Origin of the sequence: Streptomyces sp. NPDC002793 (genome assembly GCF_040295485.1) — a bacterium.
Classification (GTDB): Bacteria; Actinomycetota; Actinomycetes; order Streptomycetales; family Streptomycetaceae; genus Streptomyces.
Genome location: NZ_JBEOVL010000022.1, coordinates 62,126 through 88,135 on the forward strand (window position 1 = coordinate 62,126; position 26,010 = coordinate 88,135).

General features: G+C 70.9%; 24 protein-coding genes. 6 read left to right on the plus strand and 18 right to left on the minus strand.

The genetic code is table 11. The annotated features are described in order from the left end of the window. Nucleotides 1-117: 117 nt before the first annotated feature. Nucleotides 118-1,047, plus strand: coding sequence for a DUF4231 domain-containing protein (locus ABT001_RS21895; RefSeq protein WP_351279988.1), 930 nt, complete (start codon nt 118-120; stop codon nt 1,045-1,047). Between the two features lie 15 nt (nt 1,048-1,062). On the opposite strand, the gene ABT001_RS21900 is transcribed toward ABT001_RS21895, so the two are convergent. From ABT001_RS21900 to ABT001_RS21945, 10 genes are all read right to left on the minus strand, one after another. Then, nucleotides 1,063-1,542, minus strand: coding sequence for a hypothetical protein (locus tag ABT001_RS21900; RefSeq protein ID WP_351279990.1), 480 nt, complete (start codon nt 1,540-1,542; stop codon nt 1,063-1,065). Between the two features lie 131 nt (nt 1,543-1,673). Next, nucleotides 1,674-2,585 (minus strand): S1 family peptidase, encoded by a 912-nt coding sequence (locus ABT001_RS21905; RefSeq protein WP_351279993.1) that lies wholly within the window; start codon nt 2,583-2,585, stop codon nt 1,674-1,676. A 269-nt stretch (nt 2,586-2,854) separates the two neighbouring features. Continuing rightward, on the minus strand, nt 2,855-3,661 hold the full coding sequence (locus ABT001_RS21910; protein ID WP_351279996.1) for a DUF1684 domain-containing protein: 807 nt from the start codon (nt 3,659-3,661) through the stop codon (nt 2,855-2,857). A 4-nt stretch (nt 3,662-3,665) separates the two neighbouring features. Beyond that, the gene (locus tag ABT001_RS21915; RefSeq protein WP_351279999.1) at nt 3,666-4,955 is read right to left on the minus strand and encodes an NtaA/DmoA family FMN-dependent monooxygenase; all 1,290 of its coding nucleotides are present in this window, start codon (nt 4,953-4,955) and stop codon (nt 3,666-3,668) included. Continuing rightward, nucleotides 4,952-6,031, minus strand: coding sequence for an LLM class flavin-dependent oxidoreductase (locus tag ABT001_RS21920; protein WP_351280002.1), 1,080 nt, complete (start codon nt 6,029-6,031; stop codon nt 4,952-4,954). The genes ABT001_RS21915 and ABT001_RS21920 overlap by 4 nt, the downstream gene beginning before the upstream one ends. A 15-nt stretch (nt 6,032-6,046) precedes the next feature. Next, nucleotides 6,047-7,021 (minus strand): ABC transporter substrate-binding protein, encoded by a 975-nt coding sequence (locus ABT001_RS21925; RefSeq protein WP_351280004.1) that lies wholly within the window; start codon nt 7,019-7,021, stop codon nt 6,047-6,049. Nucleotides 7,022-7,048: 27 nt separating this feature from the next. Next, the gene (locus ABT001_RS21930) at nt 7,049-7,801 is read right to left on the minus strand and encodes an amino acid ABC transporter ATP-binding protein (RefSeq protein WP_351280149.1); all 753 of its coding nucleotides are present in this window, start codon (nt 7,799-7,801) and stop codon (nt 7,049-7,051) included. A 35-nt stretch (nt 7,802-7,836) separates the two neighbouring features. Beyond that, the gene (locus tag ABT001_RS21935; protein ID WP_351280006.1) at nt 7,837-8,742 is read right to left on the minus strand and encodes an amino acid ABC transporter permease; all 906 of its coding nucleotides are present in this window, start codon (nt 8,740-8,742) and stop codon (nt 7,837-7,839) included. A 43-nt stretch (nt 8,743-8,785) separates the two neighbouring features. After that, a complete protein-coding gene (locus tag ABT001_RS21940) occupies nt 8,786-10,627 on the minus strand; it encodes an FAD/NAD(P)-binding protein (protein ID WP_351280008.1) in 1,842 nt (613 codons plus the stop codon). Continuing rightward, nucleotides 10,624-11,487 carry an amino acid ABC transporter permease gene (locus tag ABT001_RS21945; protein WP_351280010.1) on the minus strand — a complete coding sequence of 288 codons (864 nt, stop codon included), beginning with the start codon at nt 11,485-11,487 and terminating at the stop codon, nt 10,624-10,626. Before ABT001_RS21945 ends, ABT001_RS21940 begins: the two co-directional genes overlap by 4 nt. A gap of 450 nt (nt 11,488-11,937) precedes the next feature. Between ABT001_RS21945 and ABT001_RS21950 the strand changes: the two genes are divergently transcribed. Then, nucleotides 11,938-12,870: an ABC transporter substrate-binding protein gene (locus tag ABT001_RS21950; RefSeq protein ID WP_351280013.1), complete on the plus strand. Its 933-nt coding sequence runs from the start codon at nt 11,938-11,940 to the stop codon at nt 12,868-12,870. A 30-nt stretch (nt 12,871-12,900) separates the two neighbouring features. Here ABT001_RS21950 and ABT001_RS21955 read toward each other — a convergent pair whose 3' ends face one another. After that, a complete protein-coding gene (locus tag ABT001_RS21955) occupies nt 12,901-14,103 on the minus strand; it encodes a DUF5685 family protein (protein ID WP_351280151.1) in 1,203 nt (400 codons plus the stop codon). 310 nt (nt 14,104-14,413) lie between these two features. Here ABT001_RS21955 and ABT001_RS21960 point away from each other — a divergent pair, with 310 nt between their 5' ends. Next, the gene (locus ABT001_RS21960; RefSeq protein WP_351280015.1) at nt 14,414-14,854 is read left to right on the plus strand and encodes a cell division protein SepF; all 441 of its coding nucleotides are present in this window, start codon (nt 14,414-14,416) and stop codon (nt 14,852-14,854) included. Between the two features lie 22 nt (nt 14,855-14,876). Here ABT001_RS21960 and ABT001_RS21965 read toward each other — a convergent pair whose 3' ends face one another. Both ABT001_RS21965 and ABT001_RS21970 read right to left on the minus strand, forming a co-directional pair. Then, nucleotides 14,877-16,106: an acyl-CoA dehydrogenase family protein gene (locus ABT001_RS21965; RefSeq protein WP_351280018.1), complete on the minus strand. Its 1,230-nt coding sequence runs from the start codon at nt 16,104-16,106 to the stop codon at nt 14,877-14,879. A 76-nt stretch (nt 16,107-16,182) separates the two neighbouring features. After that, nucleotides 16,183-17,877 (minus strand): MFS transporter, encoded by a 1,695-nt coding sequence (locus ABT001_RS21970; protein WP_351280021.1) that lies wholly within the window; start codon nt 17,875-17,877, stop codon nt 16,183-16,185. Nucleotides 17,878-18,358: 481 nt separating this feature from the next. Between ABT001_RS21970 and ABT001_RS21975 the strand changes: the two genes are divergently transcribed. Next, nucleotides 18,359-19,408 carry a phosphatase PAP2 family protein gene (locus tag ABT001_RS21975; protein ID WP_351280024.1) on the plus strand — a complete coding sequence of 350 codons (1,050 nt, stop codon included), beginning with the start codon at nt 18,359-18,361 and terminating at the stop codon, nt 19,406-19,408. A gap of 84 nt (nt 19,409-19,492) precedes the next feature. Here ABT001_RS21975 and ABT001_RS21980 read toward each other — a convergent pair whose 3' ends face one another. Then, nucleotides 19,493-19,708: an I78 family peptidase inhibitor gene (locus ABT001_RS21980; RefSeq protein WP_351280027.1), complete on the minus strand. Its 216-nt coding sequence runs from the start codon at nt 19,706-19,708 to the stop codon at nt 19,493-19,495. 431 nt (nt 19,709-20,139) lie between these two features. Beyond that, complete coding sequence (locus ABT001_RS21985) at nt 20,140-21,420, minus strand: glycosyltransferase (RefSeq protein WP_351280029.1); 1,281 nt, start codon at nt 21,418-21,420, stop codon at nt 20,140-20,142. A gap of 313 nt (nt 21,421-21,733) precedes the next feature. Between ABT001_RS21985 and ABT001_RS21990 the strand changes: the two genes are divergently transcribed. Together ABT001_RS21990 and ABT001_RS21995 are read left to right on the plus strand one after the other, a co-directional pair. Next, complete coding sequence (locus ABT001_RS21990; RefSeq protein ID WP_351280031.1) at nt 21,734-22,516, plus strand: DUF8842 C-terminal domain-containing protein; 783 nt, start codon at nt 21,734-21,736, stop codon at nt 22,514-22,516. A gap of 140 nt (nt 22,517-22,656) precedes the next feature. Then, complete coding sequence (locus ABT001_RS21995; RefSeq protein ID WP_351280034.1) at nt 22,657-22,965, plus strand: hypothetical protein; 309 nt, start codon at nt 22,657-22,659, stop codon at nt 22,963-22,965. Nucleotides 22,966-23,035: 70 nt separating this feature from the next. On the opposite strand, the gene der is transcribed toward ABT001_RS21995, so the two are convergent. The 3 genes from der to cmk form a co-directional block, all read right to left on the minus strand. Next, nucleotides 23,036-24,505, minus strand: a complete 1,470-nt coding sequence (gene der, locus ABT001_RS22000; protein WP_351280036.1) for a ribosome biogenesis GTPase Der — start codon at nt 24,503-24,505, stop codon at nt 23,036-23,038. A 63-nt stretch (nt 24,506-24,568) separates the two neighbouring features. Beyond that, entirely contained in the window at nt 24,569-25,228 is a 660-nt protein-coding gene (locus ABT001_RS22005; RefSeq protein ID WP_351280039.1) for a lysophospholipid acyltransferase family protein, read from the minus strand. Continuing rightward, entirely contained in the window at nt 25,225-25,941 is a 717-nt protein-coding gene (gene cmk / locus ABT001_RS22010; RefSeq protein WP_351280041.1) for a (d)CMP kinase, read from the minus strand. Before cmk ends, ABT001_RS22005 begins: the two co-directional genes overlap by 4 nt. Between the last annotated feature and the right edge of the window lie 69 nt (nt 25,942-26,010).

Below are 26,010 nucleotides of genomic sequence, written 5' to 3' on the forward strand. Positions count from 1 at the left end.
GGCGTGCAACTCGACTCGTACCACAGTGACCCGAGCGATTTGCGGCGCTACGCCAAATGGCCCGGAGCCCATTCGAGCAGGACCGGGGTGACCACTACATCGATTACAGGAGTGATCATGACGGCGATTCCCGGACCACTGCAGAGCATGGTCTTCAGGAGCGCTGATCTGCCCGCACTCTTCCACCACACCGACGCCGTCGCCGTCGCCCGCCAGCGCGAGGCGGTCAACACCACCCGCGGCCAGCTGGTCCTGCTCGTGCTGGGCACCGTGCCGGCCGCCCTGCCCTGGCGCGCCGAGGTCGGCGACGGCATCCAACTCCTCGATGGTATCGCGGTGTTGGCCTATCTCGGTGTCCTGATCACGACCTACGCCGGATCTCGGCGGAAAGCAAAGTCGCATTGGCAACTCAACCGCTCCGCAGCGGAGTTCATCAAGTCCAACTGCTGGCGCTACGCGGTCCACGGTTCACCCTTCGACTCGGCCGTCCAGCACCCCGAGGCGGTGTTCGCCAGCCGTCTGGAGGAAGGGCTCCAGGAGCTGCGGAAGGTCGGGTGGAACGATCCGAGGGAGGAGATGGCGGACTCGGGCGGCGGTCTCATCACCGCGTCCATGCGGGAGTTACGGGACAAGGCCTTCACCGTACGCAAGGAGACGTACGTCCGGGACCGGTTGATCGAGCAGCGGCGCTGGTACCGCAGGCGCCGGCTGGTGTCGCGGCGGGGGGCGCTCGTGTGGTCGAGCACCATTGCCGCGCTGACCCTTCCGGCGCTGGTCCTCGCCGTGCTGCAGACCTTCGGCGGCGCGGGGTCGTTCGCGCTCACCGGGACGTTCTCCGCCGCCGCTGCCGCCTGCCTCGCCTGGAACGAGATGCGCCGTCATCACCCGCTGGTGACCGCTCACTCCCTGGTCGAGGAGGACCTGGAGAGCATGCAGGCCGCGATGGAGACCACCCTCACCGAGCGGCAGTGGGCCGCCGCCGTCTTCGAGACCGAGCGGATCGTCTCCCCCGAGCACACCGACTGGCTGGTCCGGCACCGGATGTGAGGCCGCGCCCTCGGCTCAGGCACGCTCCACACCGTCGCGCCAGATGACGGTGACCGGCCGTCCGAGGCTACGGGCGTAGGTCACGATGTCGCCGGTGCCTCCGAGGCCCCGTGCGGGACGGCCGTCCCAGACCGCGAGCAGCCGGTCGCAGTGGTCGGCGATGTAGGCGCCCGCCGCGTAGTAGGCCTCGTCGGTGGAGTGCGGGAAGTCCAGCCGGATCTCACGGGCGGCCCGGGCCTTGAGCGCGTGGTAGCGCTCCAGCTCCGCCTCGTCGGCGAAGCCGGCCTCGTAGTCCCCGCTGGGGATGACCGCGGTCAGCTCCGCGCCATGGGCCAGCGCCAGGTCGGCGAAGAGCTGGTCCGCGCCGACCGCCAGGCTGGAGAGCACCTCCAGGGAGCCCTCATGTCCGCACAGCGCCGACCTCAGCCCTTCGAGCACATGGGCGTGCAGCTCCTGGGGAATGGAACGGTGACCGGTCACTCCGATGCGTTTCACGGACCTGGAACCCCCTGGTGCCTGCCTCTGCGACCCACCGTCCTGACATCCTCTCAAAAGCCGCGGTCCGAACGGGAGCCCCCACCGGGGTTCGACGGGGGCTCACTGGAGTGCGGCGGTGCCCGACGGGGTCAGTACACGTTGACCCCGTACGCGCTCAGCGCTTCGGTGACGGGCTGGAAGAACGTCGTCCCGCCCGAGGAGCAGTTGCCGCTGCCACCCGAGGTGAGACCGATCGCCCGGGGGCCCGCGTGGAGGGGGCCGCCGGAGTCGCCGGGTTCGGCGCACACGTTGGTGCGGATCAGGCCGTGGACGATGTCACCACCGCCGTAGTTGACGCTGGCGTCGAGGCCGGTGACGAAGCCGCTGTGGATTCCGGTGGTGGAGCCCCGCCGGGTGACGCGCATGCCGACCGTGGCGTCGGCCGCGCTGGTGATGTCCTGACTGCCGACGGTGCCGGACTTGGTGACCGAGTCGTTGGTGTAGCGGACGATGCCGTAGTCGTCGACCGGGAAGCTGGATCCCTCGGTGGTGCCGAGGACCGTGGTGCGGGCCGGGTCGGCCCACCAGGTGTCGGCACCTTCGGTGCAGTGTCCGGCCGTCAGGAAGTAGTAGGTGCTGCCGCTGCGGACGTTGAACCCGAGGGAACAGCGCCAGCTCGACGCGTAGACGGCGTCGCCGCCCGAGATCAGCTTGGTCAGCTTTCCGGGAGTGCGCTCGATGCGCAGGGCGCCCGCGTCGGCCCCGGCGGCAGCCTTGATCGTGTCGATCTCCGTCTGCGAGACGGTGCTGTCCACGGTGACGAGCAGCCGGCCGGTCGCCGGGTCGACGTTCCAGGCGCTGCCGGCGACGTCGGCCCGCAGCACGGCCTCTCCTGCCGCGCTGAGCTGGTCGGCACTGTACGTACCGGACGTACCGGCCTGATCGGCGTCGGCTGTGGGGACGGCGAGGGCGGCGACGGCGACGAGGCCCGCGAAGACGGCCGTGATCCGGTTTCGTCTCGCGGCTCCGCCGCTGCGGGGGGTGATGCGCTTGATCCTCACTTGTCATTCCTCCCGAGGGGAGCCGAGGGCCCGCCTGTGGGGTGGCCGGGCCCGTGAGGCGCCGTCATGGGGCGCGGACGCGTCCCGAAACGTGTTCGAATCAGGACACACCACGCTTTTGACGAGCGCTGCTCGGGAGTATCAAGGGGCGTCAATGTGCCATGCAAGGGCGCCTTTCCAGCCATGCCGGCGTGCGGCCACACCGGCCCCGGCAGCCCTGTAGCCGCTGGGGCGGGTGTGCCGGTCCGCCGTGTTCCGCCCGGGACGGTTCAGCCGTCGACGCGGTTCCGCTCCCCCGCCGGGACGGCCACCGTGAGGGTGTTGCCCGGGGGCGGGAAGGGACAGATGAAGTGGTCGGCGAACGCGCACGGCGGCAGCAGGGTGCGGTTGAAGTCGATCCGTACCCTGCCGTCCCCGTCGGGTGCCGGGGGCCGCAGGAAGCGGAAGCGGTAGCTGCTGTTCCCGCTGGTGGCGTCGGCGAAGACGGCCCAGAGCGAGCCGTCGGGTTCGACCGCCACCTGGAGGGTGTGCTCGGCGCCGTCCAGGGTGAAGGCGATCTCGCCCGAGAGTCCCAGCCCCCGCTCGCGTCCGTCGGCGTTGCCGACGCGGACGGTCCGGTCGGACCCGTACGGCCGGAAGGTGCCGTCCAGCGACCACTTCGGGTCGTACGGGGCGGCGTCGATGGTGCGGAAGGCGTGGCGGGCCGGTGACCCCGGGTCGAAGTCCCGTACCGCCCAGAGGCCTTCGCGGCTCAGCACGACCAGTCGGCGCTCCCCCTGCGCCACCCGGGAGGCGTCGACGGGGCCCCGGTCCGCGCCGAGGCGGACCTCGCCGGAGAACGGCTTCGCGTCGACGGTCAGTCCGTCCTCGGGGCCGGCGGTGAGCACGACCCCGTCGTCCTCCTCGCGCCACAGTCCGGGCACGGCCGGAATTCGTTGCTCCGGATGGTCGGCGAGCCAGTGGGTGCCGGTGAGGGAGAGCGGGCCGTGCGGCGCGGCCACGGCGACGATGCGCCCCTCGTGCCAGCGCTGCCAGGCGTGGAACTCCTCGCTGTCCTGCTGTGCGTCCGTGCTCATGCGGTCAACCTTTCCACACCGGCTCGGCCAGGCCGAGGTGCGACCTCAGCGTGGAGCCGGTGTATTCGGAACGGAAGGCCCCGCGTTCCTGGAGGAGCGGGACGACCCGGTCGACGAAGTCGTCGAGACCGCCCGGGGTGAGATGCGGTACGAGGATGAAGCCGTCGGCCGCGTCGGTGGTGACGAACTCCTCCAGCCCGGCGGCGACCGTCTCCGGCGAACCGATGAAGGACTGCCGGGCCGTGGACTCGATGACCGTCCGGCGGATGGACAGCCCCTTGGCCTCCGACAGCTCCCGCCACCTCGCTGCGACGGCGAGCGGGTCCGCCACCCGCACCCTTCCCTGGACCAGGTCCGATTCGGGGTCCGGGTCGATGTCGGGGAGGGGCCCGTCGGGGTCGTACGAGGAGAGGTCGCGGCCCCAGACCTGTTCCAGGGCGAGGATCGCGTTCTGCGGGGAGACCTGCTGCCCGCGGATCTCGGCGGCCCTCTGCTGGGCCTCCGCGTCGGTGTCCCCGACGACGACGGTGACCCCGGGCATGATCTTCAGGTCGGCCGGTTCCCTGCCGTACTTCGCCAGCCGTGCCTTGACGTCGGCGTAGAAGGTCCGTCCGGCCTCCAGGGTGCCGTGCCGGGTGAAGATGACGTCGGCGGCGGACGCGGCGAATTCCCGGCCCGCGTCGGAGTCCCCGGCCTGGATGACGACGGGGTGCCCCTGGGGTGAGCGGGGGACGGTGAACTCCCCGGTGATGTCGAAGTGCTGCCCGGAGTGGGCGAACGGACGCGAGGTGCCGTCCGGCGTCCAGGAGTCCCACAGTTCCCTGGCAGTGGAGACGAATTCGGCGGCGCGGGTGTACCGGTCGGCCCGGTCCAGGTAGCCGCCCCGGCGGAAGTTCTCGCCGGTGAAGGCGTCGGACGAGGTCACCACGTTCCATGCGGCCCGGCCCGCGCTGAGGTGGTCGAGCGTGGCGAGGCGGCGGGCGAGTTCGTAGGGCTCGTTGAAGGTGGCGTTGACCGTGGCGGCGAGCCCGAGACGTTCGGTGACGGCGGCCAGGGCGTTCAGGACGGTGAGGGATTCGGGGCGGCCCACCACGTCCAGGTCATGGATGCGGCCGTTGTGCTCGCGCAGCCGCAGCCCTTCCGCGAGGAAGAAGAAGTCGAACTTCCCGCGCTCGGCGGTCCTGGCCAGGTGCTCGAAGGAGGAGAAGTCGATCTGGCTCCGGGAGCGGGGGTCGGTCCACACGGTGGTGCTGTTGACGCCCGGGAAGTGGGCGGCGAGGTGCATCTGCTTCATGACGTCCCTTCCGAGGCGGTCCTCGCGAGCGTGTGACGGTTGGCCGGCCGGACCAGGCCCAGGTGCTCGCGGAGTGTGCCGCCCGGGTAGAAGGTGCGGAAGAGGCTGCGGTGCTGGAGCAGGGCCACGGTTCCGTTGACGATCCTTTCGAGGTCGCGCTCGGGTGTGAGGGGCCTGAGGTGGAAGCCGTCCACCGCTCCGCTCCGGTGCCACTGGGTGATGAGCTCGGCGAGGTCCACCGGGCCGCCCCGGAAGTAGGTCCCCCGCGCCGCGAGCTGCGGGCCGCTCACCAGCCCGGGTTCGGGTGCCGTCTCGGCGTCGCCGAGGTCGACGGTGAGGGCGGCCAGGACCCGCAGGCTGTCGGGGTCCCGTCCGTGGGCAGCCGCACCCCGGCGCACGTCCTCGCGGAGCGAGGCCGCCTGCCCGGGTGAGGTGGCCCGTACGTAGACGATGTCGGCGTGCCGCGCGGCGGCCTCCCGGGCCGGGCCGCTCGTCCCGTCGATGACGGTGACGGGCCGGCCCTGCGGCGGGCGGGGCACGATGGCCGGGCCACGGACCGAGAAGGTGCTGCCCCGGAAGTCGACGTAGTGCAGTTTGTCGCGGTCGATGAAACGGCCGGTGGCGACGTCCCGGATCTCCGCGTCGTCCTCCCAGCTGTCCCACAGCCGTGCCCCGGCGTCGGCGACCTCCCCGGCCTCCTGCCACAGCGCGGTGGCGGGTGCGGCGGGGCGCCGGCCGAACAGCCGGGCCTCGGTCTCGGTCGTCGACACGTCGGCGTGCCAGCCGGCCCGGCCCTTGCTGACCCAGTCGAGGGTGGCGACGGCGGACGAGACGTGGAAGGGCTCGGTGTGGGTCGTGGTGACGGTCGGCACGAGGCCGATCCTGGTGGTGGCCGGGGCCACGCGGGCCAGTACGGCGAGCGCGTCGGGGCCGGGGCGGGCGAAGGAGTCGTGCAGGGTGACGAAGTCGAGTGCGCCCTTTTCGGCGAGGCGGGCGAGCTCGACGTGGGAGCGGGCGTCGTAGCGTGGCGGGCCGCCGATCTCGGCGGCGATGTGGAGTGGCCTGGTGGCGGACATGCGGGACCTCTCGGGTCAGTTCTCGGTCTTGGGGAGGCCGGGCGGGTTGAGCTCCGACTTCTCGACGGCCTCGTCGGACAGGCCCCAGCGCTCCAGCACCTCGGCGTAGGAGCCGTCCTGGATGATGTGGTCGATCGCCGCTCCGTACGCCTCGGCCAGACCGCTGCCCTTCTTCGTGGTGGCGGCGATCTTTCCCTGGATGCCGTCACCTCCGCCGGAGAGCGTCCCGATGATCTCGGACTGTCCGGCCGAGGCCACGTGGTAGTGGGCCGAGGGGCTCGGGCCGAGGTAGGCGTCGATGCGGCCCGACTGGAGGGCCAGGTAGTAGTCCGTGTCCTTCTGGAAGTACGTGATATCCACCGGCTTCCGCCCGGCCTCCACGTTCACCTCGTTCCAGTCGACGAGGATCTTCTCCTGGTTGGTTCCGGAGGCAACGGAGATCTTCTTTCCCGCCACGTCCGCCGGGCCCTTCACCTTCCAGCCGCTTCCCTTCCTGGCCTCGAAGGCGATGTTGTCGAGCCGGTACGTCGCGAAGTCGTACTTCTTCTTGCGCTCCTCCGTCACCGTGACGTTGGAGAGGACCCCGTCGAACTTGGAGCTGTCCAGCCCGACGAAGAGGTTCTCCCAGGAGACCTCCTCGAACTCCGGCTCCAGGCCCAGCGTGTCGGCGATCAGGGTCGCGAGGTCGATCTCGCTCCCGATCCGGGTCCTGTCGTCGGTCGCGTAGAAGCCGAGCGGTGGCGAGGCGTCGGCGCTCGCGCCCAGCCGGAGGGTGCCGCGTTCGCGGACGGCGGCGGGCACCCGGGCGGCTATGGCGTCCACCTTCTCGCCCCTGATCCGGTTCTGGTCGGGGCCGATGTTGACGCCGGTGTCCTTCTCGCCCTTCGGGCGGATCACGTCCTCGGCCGCGTCGCTGCCGCCGCACGCGGTGAGCAGCCCGGCGGCGGTGAGTGCGGCGAGGGCGGCGGTGAGGGTGCGGCGGACGGACACGTGGCTGCTCCTTGACTGCGGCATGGTTCAGAGGACCTTGGAGAGGAAGGCGCGGGTGCGTTCCTGGACCGGGTGGTCGAGTACGTCGGCGGGCGGGCCCTGCTCGACGATCCGCCCCTCGTCCATGAAGACGACGGTGTCGGCGACCTCGCGGGCGAAGCCGATCTCGTGCGTGACGACGATCATCGTGGTGCCCCCGTGCGCCAGGTCCTTGATGACGTCGAGCACCTCACCGACGAGCTCGGGGTCGAGCGCCGAGGTCGGCTCGTCGAAGAGCAGCAGTTTCGGTTCCAGGGCGAGGGCGCGGGCGATGGCGACGCGCTGCTGCTGGCCTCCGGAGAGCTGCTTGGGGTAGGCCCCGGCCTTGTCGGCGAGCCCGACCCGGGCCAGAAGTTTCCCGGCCGCGGCGACGGCGTCCTTGCGGGGGCGCCCGAGGGCGGCGACCGGGGCCTCGATGACGTTCTCGAGGACGGTGAGGTGCGGGAAGAGGTTGAAGTTCTGGAAGACGAAGCCGATCCGGGTGCGCTGGCGCAGGACCTCACGCTCGCGCAGTTCGTACAGCTTGTCGCCGGCCCTGCGGTAGCCGACCAGGGTGCCGTCGACGCTGATCCAGCCCCGGTCGACCTTCTCCAGGTGGTTGATGGTGCGCAGCAGGGTCGATTTCCCCGACCCGGAGGGGCCGAGGACGACGGTGACCTCTCCGGCGCGTACGGCCAGATCGATGCCGCGGAGCACTTCGAGCGAGCCGAAGCTCTTGTGGACGGACCGGATCTCGACCATGGCGTCGGAGCCGGTGACTTCTTCCGTGGGTGCGCTCATCGCACGGCCCCCTTGGCGTAGTGACGTTCGACGTAGTGCTGGAGGACGGAGAGCACGGTGGTGAGGAGGATGTACCAGACGGTGGCGACCATGAGCAGGGGCACCACCCGGCCGTTGCGTCCGTAGACGACCTGGACCTGGTAGAAGAGTTCGCCGATCGCCATCACGGAGACGATCGAGGTGCCTTTGAAGAGGGAGATGATCTCGTTGGCGGCGTTCGGCAGGATCGAGCGCATCGCCTGGGGCAGCACGATGCGCCGCAGCTGCCTCAACCGTGGGATCCCGAGCGCGGCCGCCGCTTCCAGCTGGCCGCTGTCCACGGCCAGTACACCGCCCCGGACGATCTCCGCGGCGTACGCCGCCTGGTGCAGGGCGAGTCCGAGGACGGCGGCGCTCATCGCGCCGACGAGGTTCATCGTGTCGAAGGAGACGAATCCGGGTCCGAACGGGATGCCGAACCGTATCTCCTCGTAGAGGTAGGCCAGGTTGAACCAGAACAGCAGCTGGACGATGAGCGGGATGGAGCGGAACGCCCAGACGTACGCGTACGAGACCGCCCTGAGGAACGGGCTGGCGGACAGCCGCATGACGGCCAGTGCGATGCCGAGTGCGAAGCCGATGACCGTGCCGTAGAAGGTCAGCTGCAGGGTCACCCAGACGGCTCGCAAAATCGTCTCGGTGGTGACGAAGCGGGCGAAGACGTCCCATTCCCAGCCGGGATTGGTGATCAGGCCGTGCAGGAACTGGGCGAGCAGCACGGTCGTGGCGGCGACGGCCACCCAGCGCCAGGGGTGGCGTACGGGGACGATTTTCAGAGCGGCGTACGCGTCGGCGGCCGGCGGTTGCCCGGCGGTGGCGGGCGGGGCCTGTGGATGGACGGGTGGATCGCTGGTCAGCGACATGAAGGAGTTTCCTTCTGCGACAGGAGAGGTGGAGGGGCCGTGCTCAGGCGGTGCGGCGGACCCGACAGGAGAGGTCGCGCAGGAACGCGAGCGCCGCGCGGGCGGTGGCGTCGTTCTGCCGGAAGGCCGGGCCGCCGGTGCGCGGCCGGGTGAAGGCACCGCTGGAGCGCGCGGTGGTGTAGGGGCCGAGGGCGAAGCGGCGCGGGTGGGGGCGGCCGTCGCGGTCCAGGATCCGGCTGTCGGCGGGGTCGACGGAGAGGAGCCCGGTGTCGGTGCCGGCCGCGCCGTCCTGGTGGAGTCCGCGCAGCAGGCTGCTGCGGGTCGCGCGGAGCGACGGGTCGGGCAGCCGGGCCTCGACCAGGGCGCGGGCCTCGGTGTGGGCGCCGGGCACGGTGGTGCTGCGGGCGCGGAAGACGCCCTGTGCCTCGTCGGTCTCGACGGTCATGCCGGCGCCGAGGAAGCGGACGACCCCGGCCCGTGAGAGGGCGAGGAGCTGGCGCAGCCTGGGGCCGGGCGGTCCGGAGGCGAGGTAGCTGAAGAAGCTGTGCCACCGTTCACCTATGTCGCCGAAGCTGGTCAACTGCCCGTAGACGGAGAGGAGTCCGAGGAACACGGCGAGGTCGGGGCTGTGCCGGGGGTCGTGCCGCCGGTCGAGGTCGGCCGTGATGTGGGCACGCATCCCGTCCTGCAGTGCGTCGTACGAGGTGTGACGCACTCCTTCGAGCGGCCGGTCGAGCGCGTCGAGGTCGAGCCGGTCGGCGGGGTCGGGGACGGCCGAGGCGACGAGGGCGGCGAGTTCGGGGCTGCCTGGCTCGGTGGCGGCGTACGTCTCCTCGAAGGCGGCCTGATCCATGGCGGTGCGCTCGGGGTGGGCGGTGAAGAGCCGCTGGTAGTGGGCGTGGCCCAGCTCCTTGGTGACCAGCGGCCAGAGGTCGCGCCGGAAGTCCACGGGGCCGGGACGGTTCAGGATCTCCTCCGCCTGGGCGGTGCCGAAGTGGCGCGGCAGGGACGGTGGTTCGCCCTGCAGGGTGTAGCCGATCTTGGAGTGGTACGGGACGCCTCGGCGTGACCCGACGTACAGGACGGGCTCCTTGCCGGAGGGGACGTAGGCCCCGTTCTCGTAGCGGCCGCCGCGGCCTTCGGTGAGGAGCACCATCAGGTCGATGAAGGCGAGGCCGAAGCCGCGCACGAGGACGGGTTCGCCGGCCGGAAGGGCCGTCAGGTCGGTGTCGGCGGTGAAGTCGGGCGGCAGGTGGACGAGGCCGTGGCGGGCGGCAAAGCCTGCCAGCTCCCGCTGTTCCGGCGCCGGTTCGGCGTCCAGGTGGCCCACGGTGAGGACGACGAGGTCGGCGAGGAGCGGTTCGGCGCGCCCCTCGATCAGGACGAGCTGCGAGCCGTCGCGGGGGCCCGAGAGGCGCAGGGCGACCCCGGTGTGTTCGTGGACGGTGATGCCGGGAGGGAGCGCGGCGAGCGCCTGCTCGTGGACCCAGCGCAGGTAGGCGCTCTGCAGTCGTCGGCTGGGGAAGTCCTGGGGTCCGAGGCCGCGGATCTCCCTCAGGACGGCGGGGTCGGCGGAGATCACGGTCCGCCCGTCACGGACGTCACCGGCCCAGGTGTGCAGGGTGGGTCCTGGGCTCACGGGACCGTCCATCCGGACCGTGTCGTCGGTGAACATGGTGACGTCCTCGGCCATGGAGTTCATCCGGAGCAGCGGGGACTGGTCCTGCCGCCAGATCCGGCCACCGCCCGGCGGGTGGGGGTCGACGAGGTGGATGTCCAGGGGCCGGTTCCCGTACAGCTCGCGGGCGTTGGCGGCTATGCGTTCGATGACGCCGGTGCCGCGCGGCCCGGCGCCGATGACGACGAGCACCGGTGCGGCGTTCATCGTGCGCCCGCCGTGCCGCGGGCGTAGTGGCGCTCGACGTAGTACTGCCCGATGGACAGGAGCGAGGTGACGGCCACGTACCAGAGGGTGGCGACCAGCAGCAGGGGGATGACCTCGTAGGTGCGGTGGTAGACGAGCTGCACGGAGTAGAGCAGGTCCTGCACGGCGATGATGCTGACGATCGAGGTGCCCTTCAGCGTCCCGATCAGCATGTTGCCCGCGGGCGGGACGATGGAGCGCATGGCCTGGGGAAGCACGATCCGCCGCAGTCTGCGCCACGGCCGGAGGCCGAGTGACTGGGCCGCCTCCAGTTGTCCGCGTTCGACGGAGAGGATGCCGCCGCGCACCACTTCGGCGGCGTACGCGGCCTCGTGGAGCGTGAGACCGATGACGGCGACGGCGACCGGGCCGAGGAGATTGACCGTGTCGACGCCCAGGATCGTCGGGTAGAGGGCGCCGATGTTGAACCAGAACAGCAGCTGGACCAGGATCGGTGTCGACCGGAACAGCCAGATGTAGCCCCAGCTCACCGCCTGGAGCACCCGGTTCCCGGAGAGTCTGCACACCGCGAGCAGGGTGCCGAGTGCGAAGCCGAGCACCATGACGAGGCCGGTGAGCCACAGGGTCAGGCCGAGGCCCCGCAGCACCGACTCGGTCGTCAGGTAGGCGCCGACGACGTCCCACTGGAAGGCGTCGTTGCGGACGACGGAGACCAGGGCGCCGGCGAGGAGGAGCAGGACGACGACGGCCGCCGCCCACTGGCCGGTCCGGCGTACGGGGACGATGCGTGGAGGGGATTCCTCGACGTGCCTGCCCGGGGCCGGAAGTGACGGGGCATGGGTTTCTGTCTGCGCGGACATGCGAAGGCTCCGTGGATGCAGAGATCGAACACGGGGCGTGCCTTCAGCGCGGAACACAACGTGGCCCGGGCCCCTCAGCGCCGGTCCGCCTCCGACAAAAGCGCCACCGGGGTCCGTTGTCAAGCTTGTCCACAGTGTGAGCCGTACGTCTCAGCTCGGTTGACGCGCAACCGGATGCCTGTTCCACTTGGGCCATGTATTCGCAGCTGTGGCTGGTCACGCGCTCCCACATCGACTTCGGTCGCGTGTGGTCCTGTTCCTGTTGAGCTGACCCCCCTGCGTCTTTCGTTCCTCCCGCTCGCGCCCTCGTCGGCGCTCGAGCGGTTTCCCCGCGTTCCTTCACGCACACAACACCGCTCGGCCCTCCCCTCGTACAGCTGATCTCCCGCCCCGACGCTCCGTGCTGCCCAGGCACCGGAGCGCGGTCGACGAACCCGGAGAAACTCCGTCATGCCCCGAACCCGGCAGACCTCTGCCTTCGCACTGATCACCGCGGCCGCCCTCTCGCTCACCGCATGCGGATCGGGTGACCCGGCCGCACCTGCCGGGCCGGCCGCGGTCAAGGGAAGGACCCCGACGGCCGATGTGGTCTCGTCGGTGAAGAAGAACGACGCCGCCGTGCGGCTGCTGCCCGCGAAGGTGCGCGACTCGGGCTCCCTCTCTCTCGCCACCGCCGTCGGTGCTCCGCCCGGGGCGTTCTACCGGGAGGACGGCAAGACGCTCACCGGCGCCGACATCGACTTCGCCGACGCGGTGGCCAAGTCGCTCGGGCTGGAGCTGAAGCGGGAGGTCGCCTCCTTCGAGGCGATCCTGCCGGCCCTCGACAGTGGCAAGTACGACCTGGGCACGGGCAACTTCGGCGTGACGGAGGAACGCCGGAGGACCATCGACTTCGTGACGTACATCAACGACGGACAGGGGTTCGCCGTCCGCGACGACAGCGGCCTGGAGGAGGTCACCGACCTGACGCAGCTCTGCGGCCTGACCGTGGGCACCGGTGCGGGGACCACCTTCGAGGCGACCCTGGAGGAGAACAGGCACCGGTGCGCCGACGTCGGCGAGGAGGCGTACGAGGTCAAGACGTACGCCGACCAGGCCGCGGTCTGGATCTCGCTCCAGCAGGGCCGCAGCGACGTCCTGATGTCGACGATCAACGGACTGCGCTACGCCGTCACCCAGCAGGAGGGGCTGCGCTTCCTCAACGAGTACAAGCGGCTCGACGTCGGCTTCGCCTTCAAGAAGGGAACCCCGCTGGCACCCGCCTTCCAGGCCGCGGTCAACGGCCTCAAGGCCGACGGGACCTACGACCGCATCCTGAAGAAGTGGGGCACCACCGGGTCGGCGATCCGGACGTCGCGGATCTCCCCGCCCGAGATCGGGTGAGGGCGGCGGACACGGCCGCCTGACTGACGGTCAGCAGTCGCAGCCGCAGTCACAGCCGTCGCAGCAGTTGCCGCACTTGTCACAGCAGCTGCAGCACTCGCAGCAGCCCTCGCACCAGTCACTGCAGCTGTTGTTACGGCAGAGCCCTTCGTGCTCCTGCCCGCTCCACGGGCCGTTGTAGCTGTTGGCGCAGCACATCTGGCAGGTGCAGGCGAGGCCGGCCCAGACGAGGCAGCCGGCTATGAGGCCGCGCCGGTTGCGGGGCGGCTCGGGCGGGAGCGGCGGTCCGGGAGGGCCGCCGGGTGTCGGCGCGTACGGATTGCCGGGCGCCGGCCCGAAGGCCCCCGAGAGCTGCCCGTCCCCCTGGTGCGAGCACGACGTGGAGCCGAAGGCCCGGTCGACGGAGCGCCGCAGCTCGTGGACCAGGAGCACGTGCGCGAGCGTGCCGTCGGTGAACTCCGCGTCCCGCATCGCCAGGCGCACACCGTGCAGCGCGTCGTCACAGAGGCGGCGGGCCTCGGTGAGCGGTGTACCGGTCGCGGTCAGCGGGTTCCAGGCCCCCGACGCGGCGTCGGCCTCACGGTCCTCGACGGCGTCCAGCAGATGGGCGAGCCGCCCGAAGAGCCGTCCGGCCTCGGCGAGCGGGACCACGTTCTGCGGCTTGCCGGCGAGCAGGGCGGTGTGCGCGAAGGCCGCGGCCGTGGCCGTCTCGGTCGGTTCGGTCACCGTCAGGAGCGGGGTGCCGGGGCCGGCGAGGGACTCGATGCCGGTCTGCCGGTCGACCGCGTCGACCAGGACCGCCGTGTCGAAGCCGAGCTCGGCCCCGGTGCGCGCCCCGGCCCTGTCCCAGCCCGCGGCGACCCGGCGTGCCGCCGCGGCCACCGGGCGTCGCCTCAACAGTCCGTCCCGGTCCGCCACATGGTCGCGCACCTTCGCGGACGCCAGCACGAGCGACACGGCGGCGGCGAGCCGGGCCCCCTCGCCGCGGGCGACCGGAGCCGTCCTCATCGAGCGCAGCGGGCAGGGGCCCGCGGTGCGCCGCAGACCCGCGGACGGCGCGGACTGAGCCTCCGTCAGGACCGAGACGATCAGCCCGTCATAGTTCGTGACGACGCGGGCGAACTGCCCGTGGTCGGCTCGGAGTGCGAGACAGAGACCGCAGAGATGAGCCATCCACTCCGTCTTGAGCCCTTCGGTCAGTCGATGGGTACACGGCCTCACGATTCCGAACATGACGATCCCCCGGTGGCTGTTCATGTGACGAGTCGCGCCGTGCACCGGCGCGCGGCGTGCATCGTATCGAGCGGTCCGTTCACCCGTACGCCCCCCATCTCACCCGTACGGAGGGGAGCGTCATATTTTCCTTCCGCAAGCCCCCTTATGCGGTAGGAACCCTGACGAATCGCCACATCTTCTGCACCAGTAGCGTCACGAATCGCCTACTCGGCGCCTATCCCCTTGGCGCTGTGTCCGCATCATGGTCGACCATAGGGATAGGAAAGAGATACGGAACACCAACGAACAGCGGTGAGAGGAGGCGTCCATGGGATCGGTGCGCAAGGCAAGCGCCTGGCTGGGCCTCGTGGAGGACAACGACGAGCGGTACTACGACGACGAGTACTCCGAGGATGCTGAGACCGGCACGAATCAGCCATGGGTGACCGACCCCCGTGTGCAGGTCGCCTCCGAGAAGGCCGAGGACAAGGGCCGTCGGATCGCCACCGTCACCCCGGACAGCTTCCGGGACGCGCGCGCCATCGGTGAGCTGTTCCGGGAGGGTGTGCCGGTGATCGTCAACCTCACCGCGATGGACTCCGGCGACGCCAAGCGCGTCGTGGACTTCGCCGCGGGGCTGATCTTCGGCCTGCACGGCTCGATCGACCGCGTGGCGACCCGGGTCTTCCTGCTGTCCCCGGCCCACACCCAGGTGGTCAACGGCGAAGCCGTCGGCCGGCCGGCCGACGGCTTCTTCAACCAGAGCTGAGCAGGGCGCTCGCCGGAACGTCCTACCGGAAGGCGTCCAGCCCGGTGAGCGCCTTGCCCAGCACCAGCTGGTGCATCTCCACGGTGCCCTCGTAGGTGAGCACCGACTCCAGATTCGTCGCGTGCCGCATCACCGGGTACTCCAGCGAGATTCCGTTGGCCCCGAGAATCGTCCGCGCCGTGCGGCAGATCTCGATCGCCTCACGCACGTTGTTGAGCTTTCCGAAGCTGATCTGCTCGGGGCGGATCCTGCCCGCGTCCATCCGCCGGCCCAGGTGGTGTGCGAGCAGGATGCCCTTGTGGAGCTCCAGGGCCATGTCCGCGAGCTTGGCCTGGGTCAGCTGGAATCCGCCGATGGGCCTGCCGAACTGCTCCCGGGTCCTCGCGTAGTCCAGAGCCGCGTCGAAGCTGGCCCGCGCGGCGCCCATGGCTCCCCAGACGATTCCGTAGCGGGCGTGGCTGAGGCAGCTGAGCGGGCCGCGCAGTCCGGTGGCCCCGGGCAGGACCGCGTCGGCGGGCAGCCGTACGCCGTCCAGGACCAGCTCACTGGTGACCGAGGCGCGCAGCGACCACTTGTGCCTGATCTCGGGTGCGGTGAAGCCGGGGCTGTCCGTCGGCACGACGAAGCCACGGATCCCCGAGCCGCCGCCCGCCCGGTCGGTCTGCGCCCATACGACGGCCACCCCGGCGACGGACCCGTTGGTGATCCACATCTTGCGGCCGGTGAGGATCCAGTCCCCTCCGTCCCGCTCGGCATACGTCCGCATCCCGGCGGGGTCCGAGCCGTGGTCGGGTTCGGTGAGGCCGAAACAGCCGATGATCTCACCGGCCGCCATGCCGGGGAGCCACCGCTGCTTCTGCTCCTCGGATCCGAAGCGGTGGATGGCGTACATGGCGAGGGAGCCCTGGACGGAGACCAGGGAGCGGATGCCGGAGTCTGCGGCCTCCAGCTCCAGACAGGCCAGCCCGTACTGGACCGCACTCGCCCCGGCGCAGCCGTACCCCTGGAGTGACATGCCCAGGGCGCCGAGCGAGCCCAGCTCCCGGGCCAGCTCGCGGATGCCGGGCAGCTCGCCGTTCTCGTACCACTCGGCGATGTGCGGGAGCACCCGGTCGGCGGCCCAGCCGCGCACGGTGTCGCGGATCGCGAGGTCCTCGGGGCCGAGGAGGTCGTCGATGCCGAGGGGGTCACCCGGATCGAACGGCGGGGCCTTCGGCGGCGCCGAGGGCTTGGCGGACTCGGTGGTGGACATGGGCGCCTCCGGCGGCTCGCACAGTACGGAAACGCGCCACGAGGCAGTGGTCAAGGCGCCGTGCCGACGTTACGGCTCAGCGTGCTGATCGTCCAGGGCCCGTGGCCTCGACGGTCTCGCGCCTGGACCTCGGGGCCGGGAGCGAGGGGGGAACGGACGCGGCGGTGCCGGGTCCCGCGGGCCGCTCGGGCATGGCGGCCGACGGCTTCCGGCAGACGTCCTTCACCGGCGGACAGTCCATGACGCGCGGCAGGCGCAGCGCCGCCAGCGCCCCGAGCAGCAGCAGCCCTGCGCTGACCACCAGCGTGAGGTGCAGACCGTCGACGAAGGCGTGCCGGGCCGTGTCCCGCAGCAGGTCGCCCATGGGGCCGCCCAGCCGGCCGGCCACCTGGTAGGCCTCGCCCAGCGAACGCGAGGCCGCCGATCCGGCGGCGGCGGGCACGCCCTCCTCATGGAGCCGGGCCAGCCCGGGGGCGTAGGCCGCGTTCATCACGCTGCCGAGCAGGGCGATCCCCATGCCCGCGCCCAGCTGGTACGAGGTCTCGCCGATCGCTGCCGCGCCCCCCGCCCGCTCGGCGGGTGCCTCGCTGAGCATGGATTCGTATGCCCCGAAGAGCGTGGACTGCAGCCCGAATCCCAGCAGCACGAAGCCGACGGTCAGCAGTACCGGGCGGTCGTGCTGGCCCATCAGGGTCAGCAGGAGCACCGAGGCCGCCGTCAGCACGAAGCCCCAGCCGACCATCCGGCGGGGACCGACGCGGCTCAGGGTGTACGAACCCGTGGCACCGGCCGCCATCGCGGCGAACGTCAGCGGCAGCAGCCGCAGGCCGGTCTCCAGCGGACTCAGGTCCAGAACCAGTTGGAGGTACTGGACCGCTATCAGTTCGAGGCCCACCAGGGCCAGCATCGCGAGCACGATGCAGCCGACCGCGGTGGTGAAGGCGGGACGGGAGAACATCGCGATGTCGATCAGGGGGTGTGCGCGCCGCTTCTGCCTGCGCACGAAGAGGACGACCAGCGCGGCGCCGGCGAGCAGCGGGGCCAGGGTGGTGAGGTGCAGCAGCCCCTCACCGCCGCCGATCCGCTTGATCCCGAGGACGACCCCGAGCACACCGGCCGCGGCCATCAGCGCACCGAGCACGTCCCAGGGGCCGTCGTCCTCACCTCGGGACTCGGGCAGCAGCAGGCGCCCGACGGGGAGGAGCAGCACCATGAGCGGGATGTTGATCAGGAAGACCGAGCCCCACCAGTAGTGCTCGACGAGGAAACCGCCGATGACGGGCCCGGTCGCGGCGCCGACCGCGGCGACCGCGGTCCAGACGCCGATGGCCATGGCCCGCTCGCGGCGGTCGGGGAAGACCTGGCGGAGTATCGACAGCGTGGCCGGCATGATCATCGCGCCACCCACGCCGAGCAGGGCGCGCGCGGCGATCAGCACTCCGGGCGAGTCGGCGGCCGCGGCGAGCGCGGAGGCGACGCCGAAGAGGGCGTAACCGAAGAGGAGGACGCGCCGTCTGCCGATCCGGTCGCCGAGCGTGCCGAACAGGATCAGCAGCGAGGCGCAGACCAACGGGTAGGCGTCCACGATCCACAGCAGGCCGACGGCGCTGGGCCGCAGGTCCTCGGTGACGGCCGGGACGGCGACGTGCAGCACCGTCGCGTCCAGCGCGACGAGCAGCAGACTGAGACAGAGGACGACGAGGACGAACCAGCGGTTGGCACCGTCGGCTGCCGCGCGCAGCCTGCTCACGGCCGTGGATGTCCCGGTCATGTACGTACCTCCCACAATGAGTCCCTCGCGCTCGGCAGACCCGCAGGGGATCCGGCTCACGGTGTCCCCCGGGCCCGGCATCGACGGGCGAGTGAGCCGCCAGCGTACGCGAGTTCCCGGTGACCACACGTGGTGCAGCTCATACGTTCACCAGCCACCGAGTGTGTCCTACGCCACTCCACCCCCTGCACGCGGGGTGACGCCCGGACCGCTACGCCGACGCCGCGGCGGGGCCGCCGCCGGTCGGTCGGCGACTCCCTCCAATGGCCCCGCATCCACGCGGCGCGGTCACGATTTGATCATTCCATCGACACCCAAACATTTCTACGAATAGCGCTCGGAACGAATAGCCGAACCGCGCACACCATTCATCGACCCACGGGGAATAGATGCCTGTCTGAGACAAAGTCCACATCACATCGTCATCACAAAGAGACGGGATCGGCCGGATCCCGCACTCACTCGCTGTAACGTCCATTGCGTGCGTACCGACATCTTTGCCCGTCTGGACCGGGAGCCGGAACCGCCGAAGATAGAGACCCCGCGGATGAGTCGCCACCGCATCGCTCTCTTCGGCGGGACTTTGGCGTTCTATCTCGCCATCGTCGTCGCCGTGCTGGTCTCGTCCTGGCTGGTGGCCCTCGACTGGAAGGTCATGCTGTTCCGGCCCTATCAGCAGTGGCCCGAACTCCACGCCTTCCTCGACTACTACGTCGTGCTCGGCCAGCGTGGCCCCACGGCCGTGATGGTCGCCTCCTGGCTCGGCTGGCGCTCCTGGCGCCAGCACACGCTGCGCCCGCTGCTCACGCTGGGCGCCTCCCTGCTGCTGCTCAATCTGTCGGTGGGCGCGGTAAAGCTGGGCCTGGGGCGCCTGGGCCCGCACTACGCCACTCAGATCGGCTCGGCGGAGCTCTACGCCGGCGGCGATATATTTCCTTCGGGACACACCGCCAACGCCGTGGTGACCTGGGGAATCCTCGCCTACCTGGCCACCACCCCGCGCGCGAGGCGCTATCTGTCGGCGCTCTCCGCGTTCGTCTCCCTGGGCGTGGGACTCACCACCGTCTACATCGGCACCCACTGGCTCAGCGACGTCCTGCTGGGCTGGGCGGCCGGCCTGCTGATCCTGCTGGCACTGCCCTGGTTCGAGCCGCTGATCACGCGTGCCGAGACCCTGATCCTCTCGGTGCGCGAGCAGTGGCGGGCCCGCCGCCGCAGGCTCCGGGAGTCCGTTCCTCCCCCTCCCGTAACGCCGGGACCAGTCCTGCTGCCGCAGTCCATGGCCGGCGGAGCGACCGCCGAGGATGTCCAGGAGGCCACGAGCAGCGCTCCGGCAGCCGGGACGGCGGGAACAGCGGGCGGTCACCAGGGCGCGGCCGTCAGGACCCGGGCACACCCGGCGCACCCCGCGCGGCCGGACCGGACGACGCTGAGCCCGGCCGCCTCCCGCCGGCCACCGCACGCCGACCGCTCACCACGGAGCGGCGCGGGGCCGTCCCGCCCGGTGGCGGGCGGCCCGGTCGCCCCCTGACCTGGGCGAAGGGCATGCGTCGCCGCTCCCGCAACGAAGAAGGCCCCGACTCCGGTCGGGGCCTTCCGTCGGTCGGGGCCGGGTTCAGCCGACCCAGCAGCGGGTGACGGTCGCGGCGTCCACCTCGAAGTTGATGCGTCCGCCACGGAACTCCATGGTGATGACGGTGCCCGGCGGGAGAGCCCGGACCGTGCTCCAGCCACGGTCCCTGGCCTGCCGTTCGGCAGCCTCGGCGTCGAGGCCGAGGTAGGACTCGGGGGTGTCGTCCGGCTGGGCGGGAGGGGTCGGTACAGGTGCCATACCTCTCACCGTAGGCCGCCCGGCGCCGGGACGGAAGCGATGGCGATCACCGTCCCCGGGCATCTCCCCGTCCCTCGGCGGTCACGCTTGTGTCACAGGATCCCTACGGGCGTTTACGGGGAGCCACTTCACCCGAACAGCATCCGGACGACGCGTCACCGATAATTCTCACCGGTCCGCGAAATGCCCGGCGAAGGTCCACCGGATGGAATTACCGGAGATCAGGGGGTGTACACGGCCCCTTTTCCCGGCCCCCTCGGAAAGAAGAATATACGGGCAGGCCATCTGGAATTCACCCTCCCTTATGCGGGCCTTACTTTCCCTCGCCCGACGGCCGTCGGCCCGCCACCCAAGCGCGCCGACGGCCACACCCATCCGGAATGCAACCGTCCGGGATACGGCTCCCGGACCACGGGCCCGGGCGCACCGACTCAGGCCCGTCCTCGGTGGAGCACCCCCACCGCCTTGTCACGCAACGCGTACGCACCGTCCAGCACGCTGCCCCTGGAGCGGTGGAACCCAGTGCGCAGCACCCCCCGGGAGACCCTCACGCCACCGCCCCCGGCGAGCTCGGTGAAGAGCCTTTCGTGCCGCTCGGCGATCGGTGCCGGGTCGAACCGCGCGGCGGAGACCCGCGCGGCACGGCCCATCCGGTGCCGCAGCGCGTCGTCGTCGATCAGGCCGAGCAGGGCCGCGGCGAAGGCCTCGGTGTCCCCCAGGGGCACCAGCCGTCCGTCCGTTCCGTCGTCGATGATCTCGGCGGGCCCATGGGGGCAGTCGGTCGCCACGACCGGCACACCGCAGCGCATCGCCTCCACGATCGTCATGCCGAACGACTCGCGTTCGGAGGTGACGGCTGCGATGGAGTTCTTGGGCCACTCCGCCTCCATCGGGTCGGCCGCTCCCATGAGGAACACCCGGTCCCGGAGGCCGAGCTCGTCGACGAGCGCGCGCAGGGGCCGCTGCTCGTTGCCGGACGCGTCACCGGCTCCGTAGATCCGCAGCCGCCACTCCGGGCGCACGGCCGCGATCCCGGCGAAGGCGCGCACGAGGACGTCGTACCGTTTGACCCGGTGCAGCCGGCCCGCCGCCACGATCCACTTGGCGTCGCAGTCGGCGGGCGGCCCGGCCGGCTCGGGCACGCTGTTCGGGATGGCCTCGATCCGCACGCCGGGCAGCCGCAGCCCGGAACGGTAGTCCCGGGCATCGGCCTCGGTGACGGTGGTGACGGCGTCGAGCAACCCGTAGCGGTGCCTTATCTCCCGGCGCAGCCGGTAGCCGTGGCTCTCCAGGGTGAGGTGCTCCTGGCCGACACGGACCGGGCCGCGCCGTGCCTGGCGGCTGATGTGGACGTTGAGGCCGGGGCGCGTACCGACGACGACATCGGCCTCCAGCGCGCCCAGATGGGCCGCGATGCGGCTGTCGGTGAGTCCGCTGTACTGCCGGTGCCTGGTGTCGCCCCGGGGGAACACCGTCGCGGGCCCGGCCTGGTCGGCGACCGCGCCCTCGTACCCCGGACTCGACTTGCGCAGATCGACGAGATGACTCATCCGCACTCCGGCGGGTGCGCCGAGCTTCGGGTCGTCGCGATGCCGGAAGACGGAGACGATCTCGACGTCGTGCTGCTGCGCCAGGGTCGTGGCGAGCGTGAAGGTGGTACGGATCGTTCCCCCGATGCCGTACGCGTTGTGAAGCAGAAATGAAATGTGCATTACGTGGACGTTTCCCCTGTTCGACTGGTCTGCAACGGACCTTACGCGGCGTCAGATGACGCCACAGCATTCGCACAGGAGTCGCACAAACCCGTGACGTTTCGAACGTGCGCCCCCACGCCAGGGGGCTGCGTGCGGAACACTCGGCTCCGAATCACCTGTTCGATCTTCCGCTCCGTCGGCACGCCTCGTTCCGGTCACCGTCAGGCGCCTAATCGGCTCGATTCACGCGTGACCCCGGCCCCGGCTCGTCCGTTGTCTCTTCATGAGCCGGGAACCGCCCGGCCCACGCACCGAGTTCGAGGAGCCACCCGTGCCGCGCATGCTCGACGTCAGCGAGGACGTACGCGCCGAGATCGGCGATGCCGAAGCCGACCGGCTGCTCGTCGGCGACAGTGCCCCAGGCAGTTACGACTGCACCTCGTGCCGCACCCCCGGCGACTCCGACCAGGAACGCACCAGCACGGTGCTGTTCGTGGGCGACGAGACCGCCGTGCTCGCCTTCGCCCACGCGACCTGCATCCCCTCGCAGGTCGTCCAGGTCGCGGAGGACCAGCTCCAGGGCGCCGTGCGGTCCATCACCGGCAGCGAGCCACAGAATCCGGAGGGCCTCATGCCCGAACAGGCCGTCCTCGGCATCACCAGCGGTCTCGTCCTGATCGAGGACGACCTCCGCCCGGCGCTGGTCGTCGAACCGACCGGGCCGATCGCCCGGCCCGGCACGGACGGCAGCGGCGGCGACCAGTTCCTCCAGCTCCTGCTGGAGCAGGGCTTCCAGCCCACACCCCATCTGAACCGGCTGCCCGGTGTCCTCACCGGCTGGTCGGTCCTCCTCGCCATGGGCCAGCTGCACGCCGTGCTGCAGCCGGGTGCCGGCGGTGGCAGCCCGGTCGCCTGGTGGCAGGCCCACCAGCCGCTCCAGGTCACCGAGGGCTGGCGGACCGCCGCCAACAAGGCGCAGAGCGTGCTCGTCTTCGCCGCGCCCGCCGGTTCCATCGGCCAGCAGCCCCGCGAGGACCTGCTCCGTGACGCGCTGGACAAGGCGGCGGTCAACGGCCTCCTCGTCGCCGCGACGATGCCGCTCGCCGGGACCTGAGCATGCCTGCCCGGCCGCCCTCCCCTGCCCGCCGAACAGCGTTTTCTCGGCCAGGCCCGCATCCGACGGGCGGCGGGGTCGTTGGCACCTACGTGCACTCATACGACCCTCCTCGCCAGCAGCAGACCCCGATCCCAGCCATGCGCCCGTCGCAGGACCCGTCGGGGGGCAAGTCCGCGACCCCGATCTACGACGCCCTGTACTCCGAGTACAGGCGATCGTTCCGGGCGCTTCCCGGGGACCGCACCGGTGAGGAGAATCTCGGCTTCAGAGCGTTCGGCGTCGGGATGTTCGGCAGCCGTGCACCGCTGGGCGGCCGTCCGCCGGCGAACGCCCAGGGCAGCCACAGCGGAGGCGGAGCCGGTAACCCCGGCTCCTGGCAGCGGGTCGGCAGGCATGCCGGCCGCGCCCGGCCCGCGGCGCTGCCGCCCGGGTCCACGGACGCCTGAGGGCGTACGGCGAAGCCCCGGACCACCCGCTTCTCTGCCGGGTGGTCCGGGGCTTCGCCGTACGCCTACGTCACTTCTTGCGGCCGCGCTTCTCGCGCACGCGGACGGAGATGTGGATCGGCGTGCCCTCGAAGCCGAACTCCTCGCGCAGACGGCGCTCCACGAAGCGGCGGTAGCCGTGCTCCAGGAAGCCGGACGAGAAGAGGACGAACCGCGGCGGCTTGGTGCCCGCCTGGGTGCCGAAGAGGATGCGGGGCTGCTTGCCGCCGCGCACCGGGTGCGGGTGGGAGGCCACGATCTCACCGAGGAAGGCGTTCAGCCTTCCGGTGGGGATGCGGGTCTCCCAGCCTTCGATCGCGGTCTCGATCGCCGGGACCAGCTTCTCCATGTGCCGGCCGGTGACGGCCGAGACGTTGACGCGGGGAGCCCAGGCGACCTGCGCGAGCTCCGTGTCGATCTCGCGCTCCAGGTAGTAGCGGCGCTCCTCGTCGAGGGTGTCCCACTTGTTGAAGGCGATCACGATCGCACGGCCCGCTTCCACGGCCATGGTGACGATGCGCTGGTCCTGGACGCTGATGGACTCGCTCGAGTCGATCAGGATGACGGCGACCTCGGCCTTCTCCACGGCGGCGGCCGTACGCAGCGAGGCGTAGTAGTCCGCGCCCTCCTGGAGGTGGACCTTGCGGCGGATACCGGCCGTGTCGATGAACTTCCACGTGACGCCGCCGAGCTCGATCAGCTCGTCGACCGGGTCACGGGTGGTGCCCGCCAGCTCGTTGACGACGACACGGTCCTCGTTGGCGACCTTGTTCAGCAGCGACGACTTGCCGACGTTCGGGCGGCCGATCAGCGCGATGCGTCGGGGGCCGCCGAGCGCGGTGCCGAAGGTCTGGGCCGGCGCCTCGGGCAGTGCCTCCAGGACGGCGTCCAGCATGTCGCCGGTGCCGCGGCCGTGCAGCGAGGAGACCGGGTGCGGCTGGCCCAGGCCGAGCGACCAGAGCGCGGTGGCGTCGGCCTCGCCGCTCTGCCCGTCGACCTTGTTGGCGCAGAGGACGACGGGCTTCTTGGCCTTGCGCAGCAGCCTGACGACGGCCTCGTCGGTGTCCGTCGCTCCGACCGTCGCGTCGACGACGAAGACGACGGCGTCCGCCGTCGAGATCGCGTACTCGGCCTGGGCGGCGACGGAGGCGTCGAGGCCCAGCACGTCCTGCTCCCAGCCGCCGGTGTCGACGACCTTGAAGCGGCGCCCTGCCCACTCGGCCTCGTAGCTGACGCGGTCACGGGTGACGCCGGGCTTGTCCTGGACGACGGCCTCACGGCGGCCGATGATCCGGTTCACCAGGGTCGACTTGCCGACGTTCGGGCGGCCGACGACGGCGAGCACGGGAAGTGGTCCGTGACCGGCCGCACCGATCGCGCCCTCGACCTCCTCGGGGTCGAACCCCTCCTGCGCGGCGAGCTCCATGAACTCCGCGTACTCGGCATCGCCAAGTGCTCCGTGCTCGTGGTCCGAGCCGTCGGAGTGAATCTGGTCGTTCATGAAGTCCGTTCCTCTTTGCATCATCATCGATGGACCACGATCGCGCGGCCCACTACTCAAGTGTCACAGGCGTCCGGTGAGACGCCTGGCGTTCCTCAGGTGCGCGGTCAGCTCTCCCTGGATCCGGAGCGTCGCCTCGTCCAGCGCCTTCCTGGTCCGCCGCCCGCTGCCGTCATCGGCCTGGAAGGCATCGCCGAAGACGACGTCGACCCGGCTGCGCAGCGGAGGCAGTGCCGATATCAGCCGTCCACGGCCCTCCGTGCTTCCCAGGACCGCGACGGGGACGATCGGTGCCCCGCCGCGCACCGCGAAGTACGCGAGCCCCGCGCGCAGCGAGGCGAAGTCGCCTTCGCCTCTGGTGCCCTCGGGGAAGATCCCGAGGGCCCCGCCCCGGTCCAGCACGCCGAGTGCCTGCGTGATGGCGGTGCGGTCGACGGTCGTGCGGTCCACCTTCAGCTGACCGATTCCACGCAGGAACGGGTCGAGGGGGCCGACGAACGCCTCCTTCTTGATCAAGAAGTGGACGGGCCGGGGCGCGGTGCCCATCAGCATCGGTCCGTCGAGGTTGTGCGCGTGGTTCACCGCGAGTATGACGGGTCCCGCGGCGGGGACGCGCCACGCTCCGAGCACACGGGGCCTGAACAGGCCGTACATGAGCCCGATGCCGATCCCGCGCCCGACGGCCGCTCCGCGCGGCGTCGGCACGGCGGTGGCTCCGGTCACTTCGCGGCCTGCTTCTCCCCGACGAGGGTGACGACGCACTCGATGACCTGCGCGAGGGTCAGGTCGGTGGTGTCCACCTCGACGGCGTCCCCTGCTTTGGCCAGCGGCGAGGTCTTGCGGCCGGAGTCGGCCGCGTCCCGCTTGATCAGCGCTTCCTTGGTGGCGGCGAGGTCGGAGCCCTTGACCTCACCGCTGCGGCGGGCGGCACGCGCCTCCGGTGAGGCGGTCAGGAAGATCTTGATGTCGGCGTCGGGGAGCACGGTGGTCCCGATGTCACGGCCCTCGACGACGATGCCCCGCTCGGCCTCCGTGGCGATCGAGCGCTGCAGCTCGGTGATCAGGGTGCGCACCTCGGGCACGGCGCTGACGGCGCTGACCTTGGAGGTGACCTCCTGGGTACGGATCGGGCCCGAGGCGTCCTCGCCGTCGACGGTGATCGTCGGGGCGGACGGGTCCGTGCCGGAGACGATGACCGGCTTGGCCGCGGCCATGGCGATCTCGGCCGGGTTCCCGACGTCGATGCCGTTGTTCAGCATCCACCACGTGATCGCCCGGTACTGGGCGCCGGTGTCCAGGTAGCTCAGACCGAGCTGGGCGGCGACGGCCTTGGAGGTGCTCGACTTGCCTGTGCCGGAGGGGCCGTCGATGGCGACGATCACTGCGGCCGGGGCGGTCCGGGCGGCGGCGCTTACGGTTTCCACGGTGGTGGACACCTTCCTGGTACACGGGGACGGGCGGAGCGGGGCAGGGCTGACCGGGGCGCCCTCCCCACAAGGTTACCG

Excerpts from the sequence above, each read along its gene's own strand:
- ABT001_RS21895 (WP_351279988.1), top strand. The coding sequence starts at position 118 with ATGACGGCGATTCCCGGACCACTGCAGAGCATGGTCTTCAGGAGCGCT.
- ABT001_RS21910 (WP_351279996.1), bottom strand. The coding sequence starts at position 3,661 with ATGAGCACGGACGCACAGCAGGACAGCGAGGAGTTCCACGCCTGGCAG.
- ABT001_RS21915 (WP_351279999.1), bottom strand. The coding sequence starts at position 4,955 with ATGAAGCAGATGCACCTCGCCGCCCACTTCCCGGGCGTCAACAGCACC.
- ABT001_RS21920 (WP_351280002.1), bottom strand. The coding sequence starts at position 6,031 with ATGTCCGCCACCAGGCCACTCCACATCGCCGCCGAGATCGGCGGCCCG.
- ABT001_RS21930 (WP_351280149.1), bottom strand. The coding sequence starts at position 7,801 with ATGGTCGAGATCCGGTCCGTCCACAAGAGCTTCGGCTCGCTCGAAGTG.
- ABT001_RS21935 (WP_351280006.1), bottom strand. The coding sequence starts at position 8,742 with ATGTCGCTGACCAGCGATCCACCCGTCCATCCACAGGCCCCGCCCGCC.
- ABT001_RS21940 (WP_351280008.1), bottom strand. The coding sequence starts at position 10,627 with ATGAACGCCGCACCGGTGCTCGTCGTCATCGGCGCCGGGCCGCGCGGC.
- ABT001_RS21945 (WP_351280010.1), bottom strand. The coding sequence starts at position 11,487 with ATGTCCGCGCAGACAGAAACCCATGCCCCGTCACTTCCGGCCCCGGGC.
- ABT001_RS21950 (WP_351280013.1), top strand. The coding sequence starts at position 11,938 with ATGCCCCGAACCCGGCAGACCTCTGCCTTCGCACTGATCACCGCGGCC.
- ABT001_RS21955 (WP_351280151.1), bottom strand. The coding sequence starts at position 14,103 with ATGTTCGGAATCGTGAGGCCGTGTACCCATCGACTGACCGAAGGGCTC.
- ABT001_RS21960 (WP_351280015.1), top strand. The coding sequence starts at position 14,414 with ATGGGATCGGTGCGCAAGGCAAGCGCCTGGCTGGGCCTCGTGGAGGAC.
- ABT001_RS21965 (WP_351280018.1), bottom strand. The coding sequence starts at position 16,106 with ATGTCCACCACCGAGTCCGCCAAGCCCTCGGCGCCGCCGAAGGCCCCG.
- ABT001_RS21970 (WP_351280021.1), bottom strand. The coding sequence starts at position 17,877 with ATGACCGGGACATCCACGGCCGTGAGCAGGCTGCGCGCGGCAGCCGAC.
- ABT001_RS21980 (WP_351280027.1), bottom strand. The coding sequence starts at position 19,708 with ATGGCACCTGTACCGACCCCTCCCGCCCAGCCGGACGACACCCCCGAG.
- ABT001_RS21985 (WP_351280029.1), bottom strand. The coding sequence starts at position 21,420 with ATGCACATTTCATTTCTGCTTCACAACGCGTACGGCATCGGGGGAACG.
- ABT001_RS21995 (WP_351280034.1), top strand. The coding sequence starts at position 22,657 with ATGCGCCCGTCGCAGGACCCGTCGGGGGGCAAGTCCGCGACCCCGATC.
- der (WP_351280036.1), bottom strand. The coding sequence starts at position 24,505 with ATGAACGACCAGATTCACTCCGACGGCTCGGACCACGAGCACGGAGCA.